The sequence below is a fragment of the Nocardiopsis sp. NPDC006139 genome (assembly GCF_040614155.1).
Lineage (GTDB): Bacteria > Actinomycetota > Actinomycetes > Streptosporangiales > Streptosporangiaceae > Nocardiopsis > Nocardiopsis changdeensis.
In genome coordinates this window covers 111,290-128,778 of sequence record NZ_JBEXTT010000003.1, presented here as the reverse complement: position 1 = coordinate 128,778, position 17,489 = coordinate 111,290, and the positions used below count along the sequence as shown (strand labels likewise).

Annotated in this window: 15 protein-coding genes; 9 read left to right on the top strand and 6 right to left on the bottom strand. The window is 74.6% G+C overall.

Annotation, left to right across the window (positions count from 1 at the left end; translation table 11 throughout):
• Window positions 1–49: 49 nt before the first annotated feature.
• The 6 genes from ABZ249_RS04955 to ABZ249_RS04930 form a co-directional block, all read right to left on the bottom strand.
• A complete protein-coding gene (locus ABZ249_RS04955) occupies window positions 50–2,305 on the bottom strand; it encodes a transglutaminaseTgpA domain-containing protein (protein ID WP_355257412.1) in 2,256 nt (751 codons plus the stop codon).
• Complete coding sequence (locus ABZ249_RS04950) at window positions 2,293–3,420, bottom strand: DUF58 domain-containing protein (protein ID WP_355257410.1); 1,128 nt, start codon at window positions 3,418–3,420, stop codon at window positions 2,293–2,295. Before ABZ249_RS04950 ends, ABZ249_RS04955 begins: the two co-directional genes overlap by 13 nt.
• Window positions 3,420–4,433 carry a MoxR family ATPase gene (locus ABZ249_RS04945; protein ID WP_255646971.1) on the bottom strand — a complete coding sequence of 338 codons (1,014 nt, stop codon included), beginning with the start codon at window positions 4,431–4,433 and terminating at the stop codon, window positions 3,420–3,422. The genes ABZ249_RS04950 and ABZ249_RS04945 overlap by 1 nt, the downstream gene beginning before the upstream one ends.
• A 72-nt stretch (window positions 4,434–4,505) precedes the next feature.
• On the bottom strand, window positions 4,506–4,901 hold the full coding sequence (locus ABZ249_RS04940) for a hypothetical protein (protein WP_220564438.1): 396 nt from the start codon (window positions 4,899–4,901) through the stop codon (window positions 4,506–4,508).
• Between the two features lie 52 nt (window positions 4,902–4,953).
• Window positions 4,954–6,459 (bottom strand): C40 family peptidase, encoded by a 1,506-nt coding sequence (locus ABZ249_RS04935; protein WP_355257406.1) that lies wholly within the window; start codon window positions 6,457–6,459, stop codon window positions 4,954–4,956.
• Window positions 6,456–7,109, bottom strand: a complete 654-nt coding sequence (locus tag ABZ249_RS04930) for a hypothetical protein (RefSeq protein WP_355257403.1) — start codon at window positions 7,107–7,109, stop codon at window positions 6,456–6,458. Before ABZ249_RS04930 ends, ABZ249_RS04935 begins: the two co-directional genes overlap by 4 nt.
• Window positions 7,110–7,600: 491 nt before the next feature.
• Between ABZ249_RS04930 and ABZ249_RS04925 the strand changes: the two genes are divergently transcribed.
• From ABZ249_RS04925 to ABZ249_RS04885, 9 genes are all read left to right on the top strand, one after another.
• On the top strand, window positions 7,601–8,119 hold the full coding sequence (locus ABZ249_RS04925; RefSeq protein ID WP_355257400.1) for a hypothetical protein: 519 nt from the start codon (window positions 7,601–7,603) through the stop codon (window positions 8,117–8,119).
• 9 nt (window positions 8,120–8,128) lie between these two features.
• Window positions 8,129–8,467, top strand: a complete 339-nt coding sequence (locus ABZ249_RS04920) for a hypothetical protein (protein ID WP_355257397.1) — start codon at window positions 8,129–8,131, stop codon at window positions 8,465–8,467.
• Window positions 8,467–8,808 (top strand): hypothetical protein, encoded by a 342-nt coding sequence (locus ABZ249_RS04915; protein WP_355257394.1) that lies wholly within the window; start codon window positions 8,467–8,469, stop codon window positions 8,806–8,808. The genes ABZ249_RS04920 and ABZ249_RS04915 overlap by 1 nt, the downstream gene beginning before the upstream one ends.
• A gap of 31 nt (window positions 8,809–8,839) precedes the next feature.
• Window positions 8,840–9,703, top strand: coding sequence for a hypothetical protein (locus ABZ249_RS04910; protein ID WP_355257391.1), 864 nt, complete (start codon window positions 8,840–8,842; stop codon window positions 9,701–9,703).
• Between the two features lie 65 nt (window positions 9,704–9,768).
• Window positions 9,769–11,400: a hypothetical protein gene (locus ABZ249_RS04905; protein WP_355257388.1), complete on the top strand. Its 1,632-nt coding sequence runs from the start codon at window positions 9,769–9,771 to the stop codon at window positions 11,398–11,400.
• On the top strand, window positions 11,401–12,870 hold the full coding sequence (locus ABZ249_RS04900) for an SCO6880 family protein (protein WP_355257385.1): 1,470 nt from the start codon (window positions 11,401–11,403) through the stop codon (window positions 12,868–12,870).
• Between the two features lie 9 nt (window positions 12,871–12,879).
• Window positions 12,880–14,427, top strand: a complete 1,548-nt coding sequence (locus tag ABZ249_RS04895; RefSeq protein ID WP_355257382.1) for a hypothetical protein — start codon at window positions 12,880–12,882, stop codon at window positions 14,425–14,427.
• Window positions 14,428–14,430: 3 nt separating this feature from the next.
• Entirely contained in the window at window positions 14,431–16,266 is a 1,836-nt protein-coding gene (locus tag ABZ249_RS04890) for a TraM recognition domain-containing protein (protein WP_355257379.1), read from the top strand.
• A gap of 3 nt (window positions 16,267–16,269) precedes the next feature.
• On the top strand, window positions 16,270–17,472 hold the full coding sequence (locus tag ABZ249_RS04885; RefSeq protein ID WP_355257376.1) for a hypothetical protein: 1,203 nt from the start codon (window positions 16,270–16,272) through the stop codon (window positions 17,470–17,472).
• The last annotated feature ends 17 nt before the right edge of the window (window positions 17,473–17,489 follow it).

Below are 17,489 nucleotides of genomic sequence, written 5' to 3'. Positions count from 1 at the left end.
TACCTCCTCACGACCGGTCCATCCACGAAGCCCCCCACCGCGGCGGCGCTCACCGGGCCCGCCAGAACAGCGGCCGGGGGTCGAACCACCACAGCGCCCGCCGCGCCCGGCCGCGGGTCCGGCGCAGCCCGGACGAGTACCGCCGCACTGCTGCGGCGGCGTCGGCCGCCGCCTCCCGGCTCACCCGGGCGTTCTCGGCGAACCCGATCCAGTTCACCGCCCGGCCCAGCCGGTCCAGCCCGATGCCCGCCCCCGCGGGGAGCAGGCCGTCGACCGCGGCGAGGGTCTCGCCCACCGTCCGTCCGGCCGGGAGCGGCGCCCCGCACTGGCGCAGCGTGTCCCGCAGCTCCCACCAGGCGCCCAGCACCCGGCGCTCGGGGGACCCGGTCCGCAGCCGCAGCCACCTCCGGGCCAGCCGCGCCGCCGGGACCGCCACCGCCGCCGCGAGCAGCGCGGTGCCCGCGAACAGCGCGGGCCGGGTCCACGCGTCCTCGCGCTCCGGCGGCCGCTCCTGCGACCCCTGGGCCCCGCCGCCCTGCGCCCCCTGGCTCTCCGCCTCCGGGCCGTCCTCGTCGCCGGCCGTGCCGGCGGACGTCTCCTCGGGGGCCTCCTCGCCCTCCTCGCCGGGGGTCACGGAGAAGGGCACCCAGCCGAAGCCCTCGAAGTACACCTCGCCCCACGCGACGGCGTCGCCGGTGCGCACCGTGTGCGCGCCGTCTTCGGCGCCGTCCCCCGGGCCGAAGCCGACGACGACCCGGCTCGGCAGCCCGGCGGCCCTGGCCAGCAGGGCGAAGGCGCTGGCGAACTGCTCGGAGGTCCCCCCGCCGCCCTGCTCCCCGGGCGGCGCCAGCACCCGCGCGACGTGGGCGTACCCGTGGCCGCCCGGGGACTCTGCGGAGAAGTGGTGCGACTCGCGCAGGTACTCGGCGATGAGCCGGGCCCGCTCGTAGGGCGGCCCCTGGCCGGAGACCGCGGCGACCACGTCGTTCAGGACCGGGGGAGCCCCCGGGGGCAGCTCCCGGTACCGGTCGAACTCCGGGCCCGCCGGGACGTGCGCCGTCTCCAGCTCCGCGGGCCGCCAGTCGCCCACGTCCCCGGTGACCGTGTACTCCGTGCCCGCGACCGGGCCCTCCCGGAGCACCACCACCCCCGACCGGGCGTCGTGGCCCACGGAGGGCAGGTCGATCGTGCGCGGGGCCCCGACGACCGGGACCCACCCGCCGGGCAGCTCCTCGCCCACGGCCACCTCCGCACTGCCGCGGACGGCGTGCGGCGGCGCGGGCACCGGCGCGGGGAGCACCTCTCCGGCGGCCCGGTAGCCCCCCTCCGGCAGCCACGTCGTGCCGGTGAAGTCCGCCAGGGCGACCCAGCGCAGTTCGACGGGCTCCTCGGACCGCACCGTCAGCAGCGGGACGTCCGGGGCGGCGGCCCACTCGGAGAGGTGGCCGAGCGGGTTCAGGGCGGCCTCGGGGGCCAGCGGCGGGGTGAGGGCCTCGCGCGGGTCGCGCGGCCGGGCCTCCCAGTCCGCGAGGAGCACCGGGCCGCCGAACACCGTGACGGCGGCCGCCAGGACGGTGACGAGCACCGTCGTCAGGAACCGGCCGGCCCGCCCGCCCGGCGCCGCTCCCTCCGGGGTGCCGTCCTCGACCACCAGGTCGGCGGCCGTCGGACCGTCCGCCCCCGGCGGCGGGCGTTCGGCGGAGACCGCGGACATCAGCAGCACCGCGGCCACCGCCACGAGCCCGATCGAGGGGAACCCGGGCGGGGCCACCGGCCCGTTGAGCACCACCGCTCCCACCAGCCACAGCAGCCCCGGCAGGATCGCCAGCGCGGGCCGTCGCCCGTGCCAGAGCAGCACCGAGCCGACCCCGGCGAGCCAGGTGGCCAGCAGCGGAGCCGTGAGCGTGTCCACGCTGAGCGGCGTGGGCGCGGCACTGGTCAGGATCCGGGCGCCGGAGTGGACCAGCGCCTCGACCGTGGAGTCGACCACGCCCGTCCCCTGGCCCGGGAGCAGGACGGCGCAGACGACGACCGCCGCCAGCGGCAGCGGGAGCCCGGCCGGGACCACCAGGGACGGGCGCAGCCGGGCCCGGGCCGCCAGCGTCACCAGCACGGCGAGCAGCGCGCACGCCGGCAGCACCACCTGCACCGGCAGGGGTGTCGCGTACCCGGGGGCGAGCGCCACGCCTCCGGCGGAGGAGGCCAGGACCAGGCCCGCGGCCGCCAGGAGCGTCCGCGGGACCGCGCGCCCCCCGCCGGTCCCGCCGGGGGAGGCGTCCGCGCGCTCGCGCGTCAGCGTGACCATGGGGCTCCGTTCCAGCGTTCCGCGAAACCGCGCGCGTCCCCGGCGCAGAGCAGCGTCACCGACGGCGGCGCCGCCGGCCGCTCCGCCGCTCCGAGGGAGATCGCGACCAGGGAGGAGTAGTGGTGCTCCAGCCGGCCGAACGACCGCAGGTCGGCGGTGCCGAGCGCGCCCCCCACCAGGATCGCGGTGTCCCCGGCCGGCCGGGACCGGGCCAGGCGCAGGGCGCCCTCCAGGTCGGCGTCCGGGGAGGGGACCGCCTCGGCGAGCAGGTCGAGCATCGGCGGCAGCCCGCCGGCGGAGTCGCGCCCCCGGCCGCTCACCAGCCACAGCTCGCAGTGCATGGACGCGCCCACCCCCGTCCCCACCAGGGAGGCGGCCACGCTCGCCACCTCGTCGAGCGCGTCCTCGCCGCCCGGGGCGGGCCGGTCGTCGACGATGACGTGCAGCCGCGGCTGGGAGACGTCGATGTACTCCCGCACCACGAGCCGGTCCAGCCGGGCCGAGCTGCGCCAGTGGACGTGCCGCAGGTCGTCCCCGGGGACGTGGTCGCGCAGGGTGTGGAAGGTCAGGGCCCCGGAGGGCGCCCCGTCGGCCTCGCCGTCGGGGTCGGCGCGCCGGCCCACCGGCACCGAGCCGAGCGGCTCCCACCGGGGGTGGACCCAGACCAGGTCCGTGTCCCCGTGGTCGCGGTACGCCGCGGCCAGCCCCAGCGGGTCCGAGCGGCCCGCGCGCAGCGGGCCCAGCCGGACGAGGCCGCGGCGGCCGGGCCGGAACCGGTAGTGGACCTCGGCGGCGGCCCGCCCCGCCAGCCGCTGCGGCCGCACCGGCCGCTCGCCCCGGTGGCCGCCCACGCGGTCGGCGGCGCGGACGGCCCGCCGCCCGGCGTTGCGCAGGGAGAGCCGCACGTCCACGGCGGCGCCGGGGGACGTGCGGACCGCGGAGGGGGAGCGCTCGACGGCCACGGCCGCCGGCCGCCCCACCGCCACCACGGCCAGGACGACCGCCGCCACGGCCACGCCGCCGAGCAGGGCCAGTTCCTGGTACTCGGACAGGACGCCGAGCACGAGCAGCAGGACACCGGTCCCGGCGACGGCCAGGCCCCGTGCTGTCGGCATCAGCCGGCCGCCGGGCCCGCGGGACGGCCGGGCGTGGGCGCGGGGGTGTCGCGGAGGATCTCCTCCAGCACGTCGGCGCCGCCCCGGCCGCCGATCGACGCCTCCGGGGAGGGGACCAGCCGGTGCGCCCAGACCGGGCGGGCCAGGTACTTGACGTCCTCGGGCTCCACGTAGGGGCGCCCGGAGGCGAGCGCGAACATCTTCGCCGTCCGCGCCATCGCCACCGTGGACCGGGTGGACAGGCCCACGCTCAGCTCCGCGCGGTCGCGGGTGGCGTGGGCGACGCGCAGGATGTACTCGTAGATCGAGTCGTGGACGAACACCCGCCGCGCGTCCCCGCGCAGCAGCTCCGCCTCCTCCGCGCTCAGGACGGGCTTCAGGTCGTCCGGGGAGGTCAGCGTCTCCCCGCGCATGATGGCGATCTCCGCGGCCGGGTCGGCGTAGCCCAGGGAGAGGCGCATGAGGAAGCGGTCCAGCTGGGCCTCGGGCAGCCGGTAGGTGCCCGACATCTCCACGGGGTTCTGGGTGGCCACGACCAGGAACGGGGAGGGCACCGCGTACCGCTCGCCGTCCACCGTGACCGCCTGCTCCTCCATGACCTCCAGCAGGGCCGACTGCGTCTTGGGCGAGGCCCGGTTGATCTCGTCGGCGACGACGACGTTGGCGAAGACCGGGCCGGGCCGGAACTCGAACTCCCGGGTGGCCTGGTTGAAGATCGTCACCCCGGTGACGTCGGAGGGCAGCAGGTCGGGGGTGAACTGGACGCGGCGCCAGTCGCCGCCCGCGACGGCGGCGACGGCGCGGGCCAGCGTGGTCTTGCCGGTGCCGGGCACGTCCTCCAGCAGGACGTGCCCCTGGCACAGCATGGCGACCAGGGCCAGGCGCACGACCTCGGACTTGCCCAGCAGGGCGGTCTCGACCGAGGCGGCGACACCGTCGAACAGGTCGGCGCGGATGACCGCGTCGTCCATGGTCAGCGGGAGGGCGGGGGCCGTGGCGGCGTGCGTGTTCACAGTGCGGTTTCCGGGGTGGTGAGGGAGGGAGGCGGAGGTGTCGGCCCCGGCGCGGGCGCGCCGGGGCCGGATTCAGGCGTGCAGCGGTGTGGCCCCCTTGCCCTTGCCCCTCAGCGCCGGACCCGACATGCCGTACGACTGTCCCGACCCCGCGCCCTCGAAGGCGCTCGCCAGCATTCCGAGCAGGCTGGTGGCGCCGCCGAGGGCGGCCCCGGCCGCGCCCAGCACGGTGGCCCCGGCGCTCATGGCCATACCCGCCATGGCGGGCAGGGCGCTCGCTCCGAGCTTGAGGGCGCCCAGGCCGAAGCCGAGCGCGCCGCTGCCGATGCCCTTCGCCAGGCCGCCCCAGCCGCCGCGGGCGGCGAGCCAGCTCGCCCCCCGGCTGCCGAGGAAGCTCAGGGCGCGGCCGCCGGCGGCCCGCAGGGCGGTGCCGCCCGCGGCGGCGAGGAGGGGTACGAAGAAGGCCATGGCGGATCGTCCTTTGTGATCGGGTGCGGTTGCGGGGAGCGGGGGCGGGGGGTCACACCTGCATGGAGTCCGGTCCGTCGCCGTCCGGGGTGATCCGCACGGCGCCGATGTAGGAGGAGCGGTAGTACTGCGAGTCCAGGGGGACCTCTTCGATGGGTTTGCGGGAGTTCGCCGCATGGACCATCATGCCCCCGCCGGCGTAGATGCCGACATGGGAGGGGCTGGCCGCGCCCGGGTTGGTGTGGAAGAAGAGCAGGTCGCCGGGCTGGAGGACGGAGACGTCCAGGCTGCCCTCCTGGACGCGCTCGGCCGTCCCTCCCCGGTAGTCCGGATGGTCCGGGTCCCACTGGGTGGTCGTCACCCAGGGGATCTGCACCCCGGCCGCCCGCCACGCCCCCTGGGTGAGCCCGGAGCAGTCGAAGGAGTCGGGACCCCGGCCGCCCCAGACGTAGGGTTTGCCGAGCTGGGCCCGGGCGAACTCCACCGCCCTCCGGTGCGCCTCGCCGACGTCCCCGAGGAACGCCGCCTGCGTGGCGCCGCCCCCGCCCTCGCACTCCCGGTCGGAGGAGCCCGAGGACGCCTGGACGATGTTCAGGGAGGGGGAGGTCGGGGCGATCCCCGAGTTCCGGTAGTACTCGGCGACCTCGAAGACCTGGTCGACGTACCACTTGGCGGGGTTGTGCCGGAAAACCGTGCACTGCATGGGGGTCAGGTCGCTCCGCCCGCAGACGGAGGACGAGCCCTTCTGCTCGGCCTGGCGGGCGTAGTAGGCGATGCGGAAGGCCCCGGAGGTGATGTTGTCCGCCGGGTCCCAGACGTTGACCCTCTGGTCGGCGTTCCCATCGATGCCGAAGTACCGGGGGTTCGCGGGCATTGTGCCGACCTTGTGGTCGTAGGGCACGCGCGCCGAGACCGGTTCATCGGGCTTGCCACCCCAGGCGTTGCTCGCGTTACCGAGCCGGCCGCCGACCTGCCCGGTCACCGGGTCCTGGACACCGAACTGCACGATCCCCGCGGCCCCGTAGGGGTTGCGTTGGCCCCAGCACAGCCCTGAGTGCCACTGGGGGTCGGTAGAGACATAGTTGCCGTTCTGGGTCTCGATGGCCCCGATGGCCGCCATCAGCTCCCAGGGGAGGTCGTACGCCTCTGCCGCGCTCCGGTGTATGCGCAGAATGTCGGCGGGGACGTCGACGCGGACGGTCTTGGTCGAGGAGCCCGGCTCCCCGTGCGCGCTGATGGTGATGGTCGTCGGCGTCGACGGGGCGGGACGGTAGCAGTCGGTCGAAGCGGAAGCCTGGATCACACCACCCGGTGTGGCCGCTGCGCCGAAGTCGCCCGCAGCGGTGCTCGTCGCCCCTGTGGGGCCGCACATCGTGGCGGCGTAGGCGATGCCCCCCATGACGGCGAGCGCGGTGACGCCCCCGCCCACCCGGGCGGCCCCGCCGCCCTGCGGCAGGGCGGCCGACCCCCGGTCGCCGTCGCGTCCGCCCGCGGGCAGGACGAGGGTGACCAGCCGGGACCACAGCGCCTTCGCCCGTGTACGCGCCCGGGTGCTCACCCGGTCTCCGCGATGTCCCCGACGGCGGCTCCCTGGAAGGCGTACACGGCCCAGCCCCCTTCCTCGGGGACCATGGTGACCGCGTACGACACGGGCTCGTTCCCCCCGTCGTCCCCGGTGTCGGTCATGAACCGCGCCTCCACTTCGAAGATCACCGATCCCTCCCCGATGTTGCGAATGCCGGTGACCACCGCGTCCGACCGCAGCGCCTGGGGGTTCCCCCGGGGGACGGCGCTGGTGGGGGCGCCCATGACGAGGGCCTCCACGGCTCCGAAGAACTCCTCGGACACCAGGGGCGAGAGCCGGGCGAGGCGCTCCTCGTCGGTCTCCTCGGGGCGGACCTCGGTGTAGGCGGCGACGAAGCTCCGAGCGCTCTCGGCGCCGGCGCGGAGCTCGTCCTCGGAGTGGGGCATGAGCGCCAGGACGTCGTCCACGGGCTCGCCGGGGGCCTGCGTCGCCGGGGCCTCCGCTCCGGGTCCGGGGTCGGGCTCCTCCGCGTCGGAACCGCCCGAGAGCTGCCGGAACAGCAGGACGAGGGCGACGACCAGGGCCGCGATGATCGCGATCACGATCGTTTTCTCGCGTGAACCGCTGGTGAAGTCGCTCATGCTGGACCCGCCGTTCCGCTCCTGGACATCCGGTACATCCATACAGAGGGCGTTCCGGTACGGCAATGGATTACGGCGTCCGGATATGGTGACGCAGCGTGAACGAGGATAACTTTTAGATAAACCCTTGAGTGTTCCATTGTTCGCGGGCAAGAAGTCCCGAATGGGTCTCCTGGCGAAAGGTTGTGGTCGACCAAGCGCGATCACGGTTCGGAGTTTCCGAATTCCGCATGGTGACCGAGAAAAGGTCCCTCTTTTTCGCATTTTCAACGGAGAGTCCATGCGGTCCATTGCTCAAAGTGACGAATGTGATACTGGTCACTTGAGGGGTTTTATGCCTTTGCGGTATATATGGCCTGCTGTTCGACCCCCGCCCCGGCCCAGCGGCATCACCGTCCGTTATCTCCTGTCCGCGGACGCCGATTTTCGGACGTCGCGAATGGCGAGGCTCCGAGTGACGGGACGTTCTCCGAACCCCGTCGGACCCGTCGTCCCTTCCGGCGGAACGGACCGAGCGACCCGGGGAGGACCAGATGAGGAGGCGACCCATCGACGCCGATGACGTGCGCGGCGCCTCCACCGCGTCCTCCGGGAGCGGTCTCGGGGAGGCCGTGGTCCTGGGCTGCCACGGAGGAGCGGGCGCGACCACCCTGGCCGCACTGCTCGGCACCCCCTGGGACCTCGGCGCCTACACGCCCGACCGCGACCTGATCTCCGTCTTCGGCCGCCCCCTGGTCCTCGTCACCCGGGACGGCATCACCGCGACGACGCGGCTCGCGGAGGTCGTCAACGTCCTGGAGCACAACGGGCTGCGCCCCGCCGCCCTGGTGGTCGTGGCCGACGGCTCCGGCCCTGAACCCCCCGAGTCCTCGGCGCGGTTGCGCCTGGTGGGCGAGCGCACCGGGCCCCCGATCCGCTTCCCCTTCGTCCCGGGCCTGCGCTACGTCGACGCGGCCGAGGCGGCGAGGGTGAAGCTGCCGGGCAAGGCGTCCCGGGCCCTGGCCCGGATCACGGCGGCGGCCGGGGTCCGGACCCCCCACCCCGCAGGCTGACGAGAACGGATGAGCATGGACGGATACCTCCAGGTCGCGGCCGACCTGACCAACCACCTGGCCATGGTCCCCATGGACTTCGGGTGGACCACCGACCCCAAACTGCCCGACTTCGACGAGGGCGACGACCCGATCGGCACCGCCATCAACTGGGGCCAGGGCATCATCGTCGTCATCGGCATCATCGGCGTGCTCTTCGCCGCCGGGAAGATGGCCATCGGCAAGTTCGGCCGCTCCGACCTGGCCGCCGACGGTGTCGGCGGCCTCGTCTGGACCATCATGGGCATCTCCCTGATGCTCGTCGCCGTGCCCGTGATCCGGGCCGTCGCCAACGTGGGCGGCGGTTGATGGCGGGTGCGCTCGCCGTCCTCGCGGACGCCGCCCACCTGGCCGCCTCCCTCCCCCTCGAAGTGACCTGGGACCCCGAACCCCGGATGCCGGCCTGGTCGCAGAACGGCGAGCAGAACCCCTCGGGGAACCCCATCGGGAGACTGCTCAACTTCGCCCAGGGGGTCGTCGTCGTGGTCGGGGTCATCGGGCTGCTGTACTCCGCGGGGAAGATGGCCGCCGGCAGGCTGGGCCGCTCCGAGATGGCCGCCGAGGGCGTCAGCGGCGCCCTGTGGACCATCATGGGCGTCTCGCTGATGCTCGTCGCCGTCCCCATCGTGACCACGCTGCTCGGGGTGTGAACCGCACTGTCATGACGACGGGAAAGACGTGATGACGTACTCCGCGTACCGGTTCTCGGACCGGGCGGCCTCCGACGCCGCCACGGGCATCGACTCCGCCGCGGCCCTGGTGCAGTTCGAGCGCGCGGGCAACGAGCTGCTGGGCTACGTCGTCGGCCTCGGCGCGGTCGTCGGGGTCCTCGCGCTGATCATCATCGGCGGGCGGATGATCCACGCCAACTTCACCGGCGACCCCTGGATCGCCGCGCGCGGCATGGCCGAGCTCCCCTGGGTCATCCTCGGGATCATCCTGCTCATCGCCGCGGGCTCCCTGGCCGCGGTGCTCCTCCAGGGGTCACGGCACGACACCGAGGAGGACCTGGGGAACCTCGTCGAGCGCGTCGTCCAGGAGCAGGCCGCCAGGGAGCAGGAGAGCTCCTGCGAGGGCGGGCTCAGGGACCCCGATACGAGCACGTACGTCTGCCCCGACTCCGACCGGTGGACCGAGCTCTCGCACACCCTCCCCCTGACCGGCGCCGACGACGTGCGGTGCACCTACGACGGGGCCGCGGACTGCTACGAGTACTGCTTCGTCACGGGCTTCGCGGACGTGCACAACAACTTCGAGCACTCCCCCTGCACCCCCCGGGGGGACGATCGCGACCTCATGGGGAGGTCCGACTGGGTCTGGGCGACCTACCACTGCGCCAACCTCCCGTCGAGCCTGCTGAACGAGACCGCGAAGTCGTGCAAGGACGCCATCGACGACTTCGACGAGGTCCCGCGCAAGTACCAGCTGGCCGCCGGCCGGGGGGAGGGCGCCGTCAAGCGCTACTACATCTGCACGCAGTACCCGGCCTGGGTGGAGGCCAACCGGGAGGTGGGCGACTTCCCGCAGGACTACTGCCCGGACTGACGGACGAATGAGGGCCGGCGCGACCGGGAGGGACCGGGGCGGCTGGAGGAGAGGGGGCGAGGCGAATGAACATGGACGAATGGGTCGGTGAGAGCCTTCAGGGCGTCACCGAGCGGATGTTCGACCTGCTGATCCTCGGCGGGAGCAGGCCGCCCATCGGCGCCGACGCGAACGGACCGCCCACGGGCGGCCTGCTCGTCGTCGACGAGGGCGTGCTCCACATCCAGAACATCTTCAACCCCCTGGTGCTCTTCCTGGCGACCCTGGGCATCCTGCTGGCGGCGGTCCGGCTGCTCTGGACCCGCCGCCTTGACCCGATGATGGACCTGGTCCGCGGCCTGCTGTCGGTGATCATCACGACCTTCGCCGGGCTCTTCCTCGTCTACGTCCTGATGGCCTTCGGCAGCGCGCTGACCCAGATGATCATCGACGCGCCGACCTACCAGGGGCAGCGGCCGCACCTGAACAACAGCGAGGGGCCGATCAACCTCCTCTCGTCGGCACGGGAGGTCTACCCCAGCATCATGCGGGTGGGCGCCGACGAGGACGCCCTGGGGTTCGACAACGACGCCGCGCGCCAGGCGTTCACCAACCTCGTCTCCCTCGCCGTGATCCTCGGGCTCATCGCGCAGATGGTCATCCTGTCCGTGCTGAACGCGATCGTCTACCTCCTGGCCTGCCTGCTGCCGCTGGCGGCGGCCAGCACGATGGTGCCCGGCCTGCGGATCTTCCCCAAGGTCATCGGCTGGCTGTTCGCCTGCATCCTGTACAAGCCGCTGCTGCTGATGATCTACCTGGTCGGGCTGGTCCTCCTCGGCACCACCGGCGACGACACCAGCAACGGGCTGTCCACGTACCTGGTGGGCGCCGGCGTGATGCTCCTGGCCACCGGCTCCCTCCCCGTGCTGATGCGCCTGATGGGCTCGGCCGGGGTCTGGATGGTCGCCCTCACCGCGGGGGGCATCGGTTCCATCACCGGCGGCGGCGGTGGGAGCGGAGGCGGGGGCGGTGGCAGCGGCGCCTCGGAGGGCGGCGGCTCCTCCGCCGGGGTCGGCGGGGGCACCGACGGCTCCCCGGCCTCGTACTCCGGAGGGTCCGGCGGCCTCCAGGCGGCCGCCGCCGGGGCCAACGAGCGTGCCTCCGGGGTGGCCCGCAACCTCGACGGGGGGAGCGGGGGCGGGGTGCAGCAGGCCGGCGACTCCGGCCCGGCGACCGGTGCCGCGGACCGGGGCGCCCTGGGGACCCTGGGCGGCCAGGGCGGTACCGGGGCCGGAACGGCCGCGACGGCCGGACTCGCCGCGGCCGGGGCCCCCGAGGCCGGGGGCGCCCTCGACGGGACCGGCGACGCCGGGCTCCCCGAGGGGACCGGCGGCGACCCGACGGCGCAGGCCGGCGCGGACTCGGCCCTCCCGGGCGGTTCGGGATCGGCGGCCCCGGGCGCGTCGGAGTCGGTCGGCTCGACGACCTCGGCCTCCGAGGCGTCCTACGTCTCCGCCTCGGGAGCGGTCGAGGGCGGCGGGGGCGGCGGGGCCGACCCCGGCGCTCCGGGCGCCTCCTACGCGGGGGGCGGCGACTCGTACGGGGGGAGCGTCTCGGAGGGCGCGTCCCTGGACACGGGGGGCTCGGTGTCGACCGCCGGCCCCGGGGGAGCGGCGGGCGCGGACGCGCCCACCGGAGCCGACGGAAGGATGGTCTAGGTGGTCCGCACGTACGGGGGGTGGCGCAAGCGCCGCAGCATCGGGCTCTTCGGGCTCGGCCTCACCGCCACCCTCGTCCTCTTCGCGGGGCTCATCCTGCTGATGCTGGCCGGGCTGTTCGCCCCCGGGCTGGCCCTGTACCTGCTGCCGGTCATGGCGGTGGCGTTCGTGCTGGCCGCGGTGCCGGTGCAGGGCGAGTCCCTGCTGAGCTTCCTGCTCACCCGGCTGCGCTGGTGGTGGGCCAAGGCGCTCGGTCACACCCGCTACCGGGCGGGCGTCATGGTCGAGCACCCGCGCGCCTTCCAGCTGCCCGGCGTGCTGGCCCCCGTCACCCTGCTCTCCTGCGAGGACGGCCGGGGCGGCCGGTTCGGGCTGGCCTGGAACCGGCGCCTGGGCCACATGACCGCGACGGTCCTGGTGTCGTCCAACTCGGTGTGGCTCGCCGAGCCCTCCGACGTCGACACCTGGGTGGCGGGCTGGCACCAGTGGCTGGCCTCCCTCGGGTACATGCCGTGGGTCCAGTGGGTGACGGTGACGGTCGAGTCCCGGCCCGACCCGGGCAGTACGCTGCGCCACCGCGTCGAGGCGGAGATCGATCCGGCCTCCCCCGAGGCCGCCCGCAAGATCATGCACGACCTCGTCGTCAACGCGCCCACCGTCAGCGCCCAGGTGGAGACCCGGGTCAGCATCACCTACGACCCGCGGAGGTTCCCCACCGCCCCCAAGGACCGCATGCAGGCCGCGGTCGAGATCAACGGGTACCTGAACCAGATCGAGACCTCCCTGGCGGGCTCGGGCGTCTCGGTCCTGGGCCGGGCCACCCCGGAGCAGCTCGTCGCGATGGTGCGCTCCGCCTACGACCCGACGGCGCTCAACGACCTCAGCTCCCTGCTCCAGAAGACCCCCGAGGGCATCGGCAGCGTCGACTGGACGGACGCCACCCCGGTCGAGGCCGAGGCGCACCACGACCGCTACACGCACGACAGCGGCACGAGCGTCTCGTGGATCTGGCAGGAGGCGCCGCGCACCCACGTCACCAGCACGGTGCTCGCCGAGCTGCTCTCGCCGACCCGCTGGGTCAAGCGCACCACCCTGCTGTTCCGGCCCTGGCCGGCGGCCGCGGCGGCCCGCGCCCTGGAGGCGCAGAACGCCGCCGCCCAGTACAAGAGCGAGCTGTCCTTCCGGGTGCGCCACCGGGTGAGCGCCCGGGACCGGCAGGACCTGGCCTACGCGCGGCAGGCGGCGCAGGAGGAGACGCGCGGCGCAGGCCTGGTGCAGGTGAGCCTGTACACGACGGCGACCGTCGACGACGAGCAGAAGATGCAGCAGGCGATCGCGCACACGGAGTCGGCGGCCGAGACCTCCCGGATCCGGCTGCGCCGGGCCTGGGGCAGCCAGGACGTCGCGTTCGCCACGACCCTGCCCCTGGGCGTGTGCCCGCCGTTTCTCGTCCAGCGCGGTATGGGTTAGGAGACACCGATGGCGATCGTCGACAGGCAGAGCCGGGCGGAGGAGCGCCGCCAGCAGCGCGAGGAGCGCAGGCGGCTCAAGCGCAAGAAGCAGCAGGAGACGGCCGCGCCCGACCGGTCGGCGGAGCGGGACCGCGAGGTCATCGCCCCCCTGCTCGGCTGGCGCCACCGGGGCGGCGGGGCCTCGCCCAACATCCCCAACGTCGTGGAGTACCAGGCCACCACCGCGCAGGCGTGCGGGCTGTTCCCCTTCGTCACCAGCAGCAAGCCGCCCGCGATCGGCACCCCCATCGGCCGCGACCTGCTCTCGGGCGAGGTCGTCTGCCTGGACCCGATGGCGTGGCTGCGCGCGGGGCTGATCACCAACCCCGGGTGCTTCGTCCTGGGCCAGCCGGGCACGGGCAAGTCCACGTTCGTCAAGCGGCTGGTCACCGGCGCCGTGTCGTTCGGCTCCCAGGCGATCATCCTGGGCGACACCAAGCCCGACTACAGCGACCTCATCGCCCACCTGGGCGGCCAGGTGGTGCGCATCGGGCGGGGCCTGGACCGGATCAACCCGCTCGACGCCGGGCCCCTGGGCCAGGTCATGGGGCGGCTCACCGACATGGAGCGGGAGAAGCTGCGCTGGGAGGTGCGCTCGCGCCGGATCTCCCTGCTCATGGCGCTGTGCACCCTGGTCCGCGAAGGGCGGATCGCCAACTCCGAGGAGGTCGTGCTCGGCGCGGCCATCGACCTGCTGGACGAGCGGCTCGCCGGCCTGCGCCAGCCCACCGTCATCGACGTGCTCAACGTCGTGGAGGAGGGGCCCGACTCGCTGCGGTCGTTCGCCCGCGCCGACACCCGGGACCAGTACGACAAGCGCGTCGACGACCTCGTCTTCACGCTGCGCCTGCTGTGCACGGGCTCCCTGGCGGGGGTCTTCGACGGCGAGACCACGACACCGCTCGACCTGGAGGCCCCGGGGATCAGCGTCGACATCTCCCGCGTGGGCGCGGCCGGGGACAAGCTCCTCACCGCCGCCATGCTCTGCACGTGGAGCTACGGATTCGGGATGGTGGACGCCGCCGCGGTCCTGTCCGAGCACGGCGTCATCCGGCGCCGCTCCTACATCGGGGTCATGGACGAGCTGTGGCGGGCCCTGCGCGGCGCCCCCGGCCTGGTGGAGTTCGCCGACTCCCTCACCCGGCTCAACCGCTCCAAGGGCATGGCCTCGGTCATGGTGACGCACTCCCTCAACGACCTGGAGGCCCTGGCCACCGAGGAGGACCGGGCCAAGGCGCGCGGGTTCGTGGACCGCTCCGCCATCACCGTCCTGGCGGGCCTGCCGCCGCGCGAGCTCGCGGCCGTCAACCGCATCACCCCGATGACCGCCCCCGAACAGGGGCTGGTCTCCTCCTGGTCCTCACCCGACTCCTGGCAGCCCGGGGCCCGCCACCCGGGCCGCGGCAAGTACCTGATCAAGACCGGTGCGGAGCGCCTGGGCATCCCGGTGCAGATGACCCTCACCCGTGACGAGCTCGCCCTGTACGACACCGACCAGGCGATCCGGAGGGAGTGAACCGTGGCCCGTGAACGTCCGAAGTACCAGGTGAAGGGCGGGGTGGCCGCGGCGGGCGCGCCGCCCCTGCTGGTCCTGCTCGCGCTCTGGGGCGTGGTCGGCCTGTTCTTCCTGTTCTGGCTCTCCGCCCGCCTCGTGGCGGCGGTGCTGGGCGGGACGGTGACCCCCTTCGGCCCCCTGTGGGCCTACTCCCTCCTGATGCGGGACACCGCGGCGGTGTGGCCGGGCGTGCCCACGGTCCCGGTCCTCGTGGTGTTCACCCTCCTGGCCGCCGCGTCCGTCACGGCGGTGTGGTGGGCCCTGGCCCGCCTGCGCGACGCCCTGTACGGGCAGCCGGACGCGGTCGGCGCTCTGAACAAGGACAACGACACCGTCTCGGAGCTGGCCCGACCCGAGGCCGCCGACAAGGCCGTCCGCCTGCGGCGGCGCTCCCTGGCCGGGTCCCGGGGGCGGTCGCTCGGGGACGCCGACGTGGGCCTGGCCCTCGGGGACGTCCGCATGGGAGGGGAGCGGGTCGGCAAGCGCCTGTTCGCCTCGTGGGAGGACACCGTCCTCGCCTTCATGGCGCCCCGGGCGGGCAAGACCACCGCGATGGCCATCCCCTACGTCCTGGACGCGCCCGGCGCGGCGCTGGCCACCAGCAACAAGGCCGACGTCTGGTCGGCGACGGCGGCCATCCGGCAGCGGACCACCGGCGAGCGCGTGTGGCTGTTCGACCCCCAGCACATCACCCACCAGGAGCAGGAGTTCTGGTGGGACCCGCTGGCGGAGGTGCGCGGCGTCGAGGACGCCTACCGGCTCGCCGGGCACTTCGTCCTCACCATCGACGACGACTCCAAGAAGGACATGTGGGGGCCCGCCGCCCGCGCCCTGCTCTCCCAGCTCATCCTGGCCGCCGCCCTGGACGGCCGGTCGCTGCGGGAGGTCGGCGAGTGGCTCCACGACACCAAGCTGCCCCAGCCGGTGGACATCCTGTTCGAGCACGGGTTCACCGCCTACGCCGAGGCCCTGCGCGAGACGCAGAACATCGTCGCGGAGACCCGCGACGGCATCTACACCACGGCGCGCACCGCCGCCCGCTGCCTGGACGACCCCGAGATCATGCGGTGGGTGACGCCCCAGGAGGGCGACCCCTTCCCGGAGTTCCAGCCGCGCTCCTTCGTCACCACCCGGCAGACCCTGCACCTGCTCAGCAAGTCCCGGGCGGCGTCCGCGCCGCTCATCGCCGCGCTCACGGACGCGATCTTCCTCGCCGGCGAGCAGGCCTCCGAGGCGCAGGGCGGCCGCCTGGACCCGCCGCTGGTGGCGGTCCTGGACGAGGCCGCGAACATCTGCAAGATCGCCGACCTGCCCGACATGTACTCCCACCTGGGGTCGCGGGGCATCGTGCCGGTCACCATCCTCCAGAGCCACCGCCAGGGCGTGCGGGTGTGGACGGAGAACGGCATGGAGGCGATGTGGTCCGCCGCCACGGTCAAGGTGTTCGGCGCCGGACTCGACGACCACAAGATCGTGGACGCCCTCTCCAAGCTCGTCGGCCAGCACGACGTGTCCACCACGTCCTTCAGCTACGGCGAGGGCAAGGGCAACCACTCGGTGCAGCTGCGGCGGCAGGAGATCCTCCAGGGCTCGGACATCCGCCGGATCGACAAGGGCGACTGCCTGCTCTTCGCCACCGCCGCCAAGCCCACCATCCTGCGGATGCTCCCGTGGTACCGGGACCGCCGCGCCCCCCTGATCTCCGCCGAGATCAAGGCCGCAGAGGCGCTCATCACCAGCGGGGCCCGCAAGCGCTACGGCGGCCGCCGCAGCGGTGCGGCCGTCGCGGAGAAGGAGTAGGACATGGCCGGAGCCGACGCGGCGCAGCCGCCCGAGCACACGCGCTCCCGCGACCGGGAGCGCAGCGGTTCCTCCCTGGCCCAGGAGGCCGCCGGACTGACCCCCCGGCCCTCCGGGGGCGCCCCCGCCGCCCCCGGGCTCCCGGACGGCGGCGGGCAGGTCGCCCCGGAGGCCCTCGCCGCGCTCGAGGGCCTGAAGAGGTTCGCGGACTGGATCCTCCAACTGCTGGGGGCCGTGCTCAGGGCCCTGGCCGAAGCGGTGTCCCGGCTCTCGCGGTTCGCCCTCCGGGTCTCCTTCCTCGTGCTGCGCTGGTCGCTCCGGCGGGGCCGCCCGGTACAGCGCTGGCGGATCAGGGCCCGGCTCGCGAGCATCGAACGCGCGAAGAAGAGGACGGACCGGGAGGCCGAACAGGCCCTGGGGCGTGTCGAGGACCGCGTGGCCGCCGTCCGGGAGAACGGCGACGCCCGGGTCCGGGAGGCCGTGCGGCGCCGGGCCGCCCGGGTCGGGGAGGCCCGGGAGCGGGCCGGTCGGCTCACCGACCAGGCGCGCCGGACCGGCGAGGCCGGTGTCCGGCGTGCGCGCTGGGAGGCGCGCAACCTCCCCCCGGCGCAGGCCGACGCGCGCGTGCGCGCCGCCGAGCAGGCCCGCGACCGGCGCGTCGACCGGGCGCGGCAGCGCGGCGACGCCGTCGTGGACCGCGTCCGCGCGTCCGCCGACGCCGAGGTGGTCCGGGCCCGGGCCGACCGCGACCGGGACAACCGGCAGGCCGTGACCCGTGCGGGTGCGGCCCTGCGGGAGATCGACGCCGCGCGCACGGAGCGCCTGGCGGACCTCGACCGCAGGGCCTCCGAGGTGCGGGACCTGCGCGGGCAGCGCCTGGCGCCGCGCGCCCTGCACGCCCGCCTGCGCGCGGACCACCGCCAGGGGCGGGAGGCGACCCGCCGGTTCCGGGGCAGGATCGCGGCGGCGGAGCAGAGCCTGGGGCCCGCTCCGGCGCCCGTGCGCCCCGCGCCGGCCGGTTCGCCGGCCGCGACCCCGGCGCCCCGCCCGCGCATCCCCGGGCTGCGGCTGGGCGGCGCGGCCGGACGCGGCCCCGGCCTGAGGCTCGGCGGGGCGGTCGGACGCAACCGGGGGAGGGCGGTCCCCGCGCAGCGCCGCGCCCCGGTGCGGGTCCCCGCCCCCAGGAGAAGGGCGGGCGGCTCGTGAACGTCCGCACGCACCGC

Excerpts from the sequence above, each read along its gene's own strand:
- ABZ249_RS04955 (WP_355257412.1), bottom strand. The coding sequence starts at position 2,305 with ATGGTCACGCTGACGCGCGAGCGCGCGGACGCCTCCCCCGGCGGGACC.
- ABZ249_RS04950 (WP_355257410.1), bottom strand. The coding sequence starts at position 3,420 with ATGCCGACAGCACGGGGCCTGGCCGTCGCCGGGACCGGTGTCCTGCTG.
- ABZ249_RS04940 (WP_220564438.1), bottom strand. The coding sequence starts at position 4,901 with ATGGCCTTCTTCGTACCCCTCCTCGCCGCCGCGGGCGGCACCGCCCTG.
- ABZ249_RS04930 (WP_355257403.1), bottom strand. The coding sequence starts at position 7,109 with ATGGATGTACCGGATGTCCAGGAGCGGAACGGCGGGTCCAGCATGAGC.
- ABZ249_RS04925 (WP_355257400.1), top strand. The coding sequence starts at position 7,601 with ATGAGGAGGCGACCCATCGACGCCGATGACGTGCGCGGCGCCTCCACC.
- ABZ249_RS04920 (WP_355257397.1), top strand. The coding sequence starts at position 8,129 with ATGAGCATGGACGGATACCTCCAGGTCGCGGCCGACCTGACCAACCAC.
- ABZ249_RS04915 (WP_355257394.1), top strand. The coding sequence starts at position 8,467 with ATGGCGGGTGCGCTCGCCGTCCTCGCGGACGCCGCCCACCTGGCCGCC.
- ABZ249_RS04910 (WP_355257391.1), top strand. The coding sequence starts at position 8,840 with ATGACGTACTCCGCGTACCGGTTCTCGGACCGGGCGGCCTCCGACGCC.
- ABZ249_RS04905 (WP_355257388.1), top strand. The coding sequence starts at position 9,769 with ATGAACATGGACGAATGGGTCGGTGAGAGCCTTCAGGGCGTCACCGAG.
- ABZ249_RS04895 (WP_355257382.1), top strand. The coding sequence starts at position 12,880 with ATGGCGATCGTCGACAGGCAGAGCCGGGCGGAGGAGCGCCGCCAGCAG.
- ABZ249_RS04885 (WP_355257376.1), top strand. The coding sequence starts at position 16,270 with ATGGCCGGAGCCGACGCGGCGCAGCCGCCCGAGCACACGCGCTCCCGC.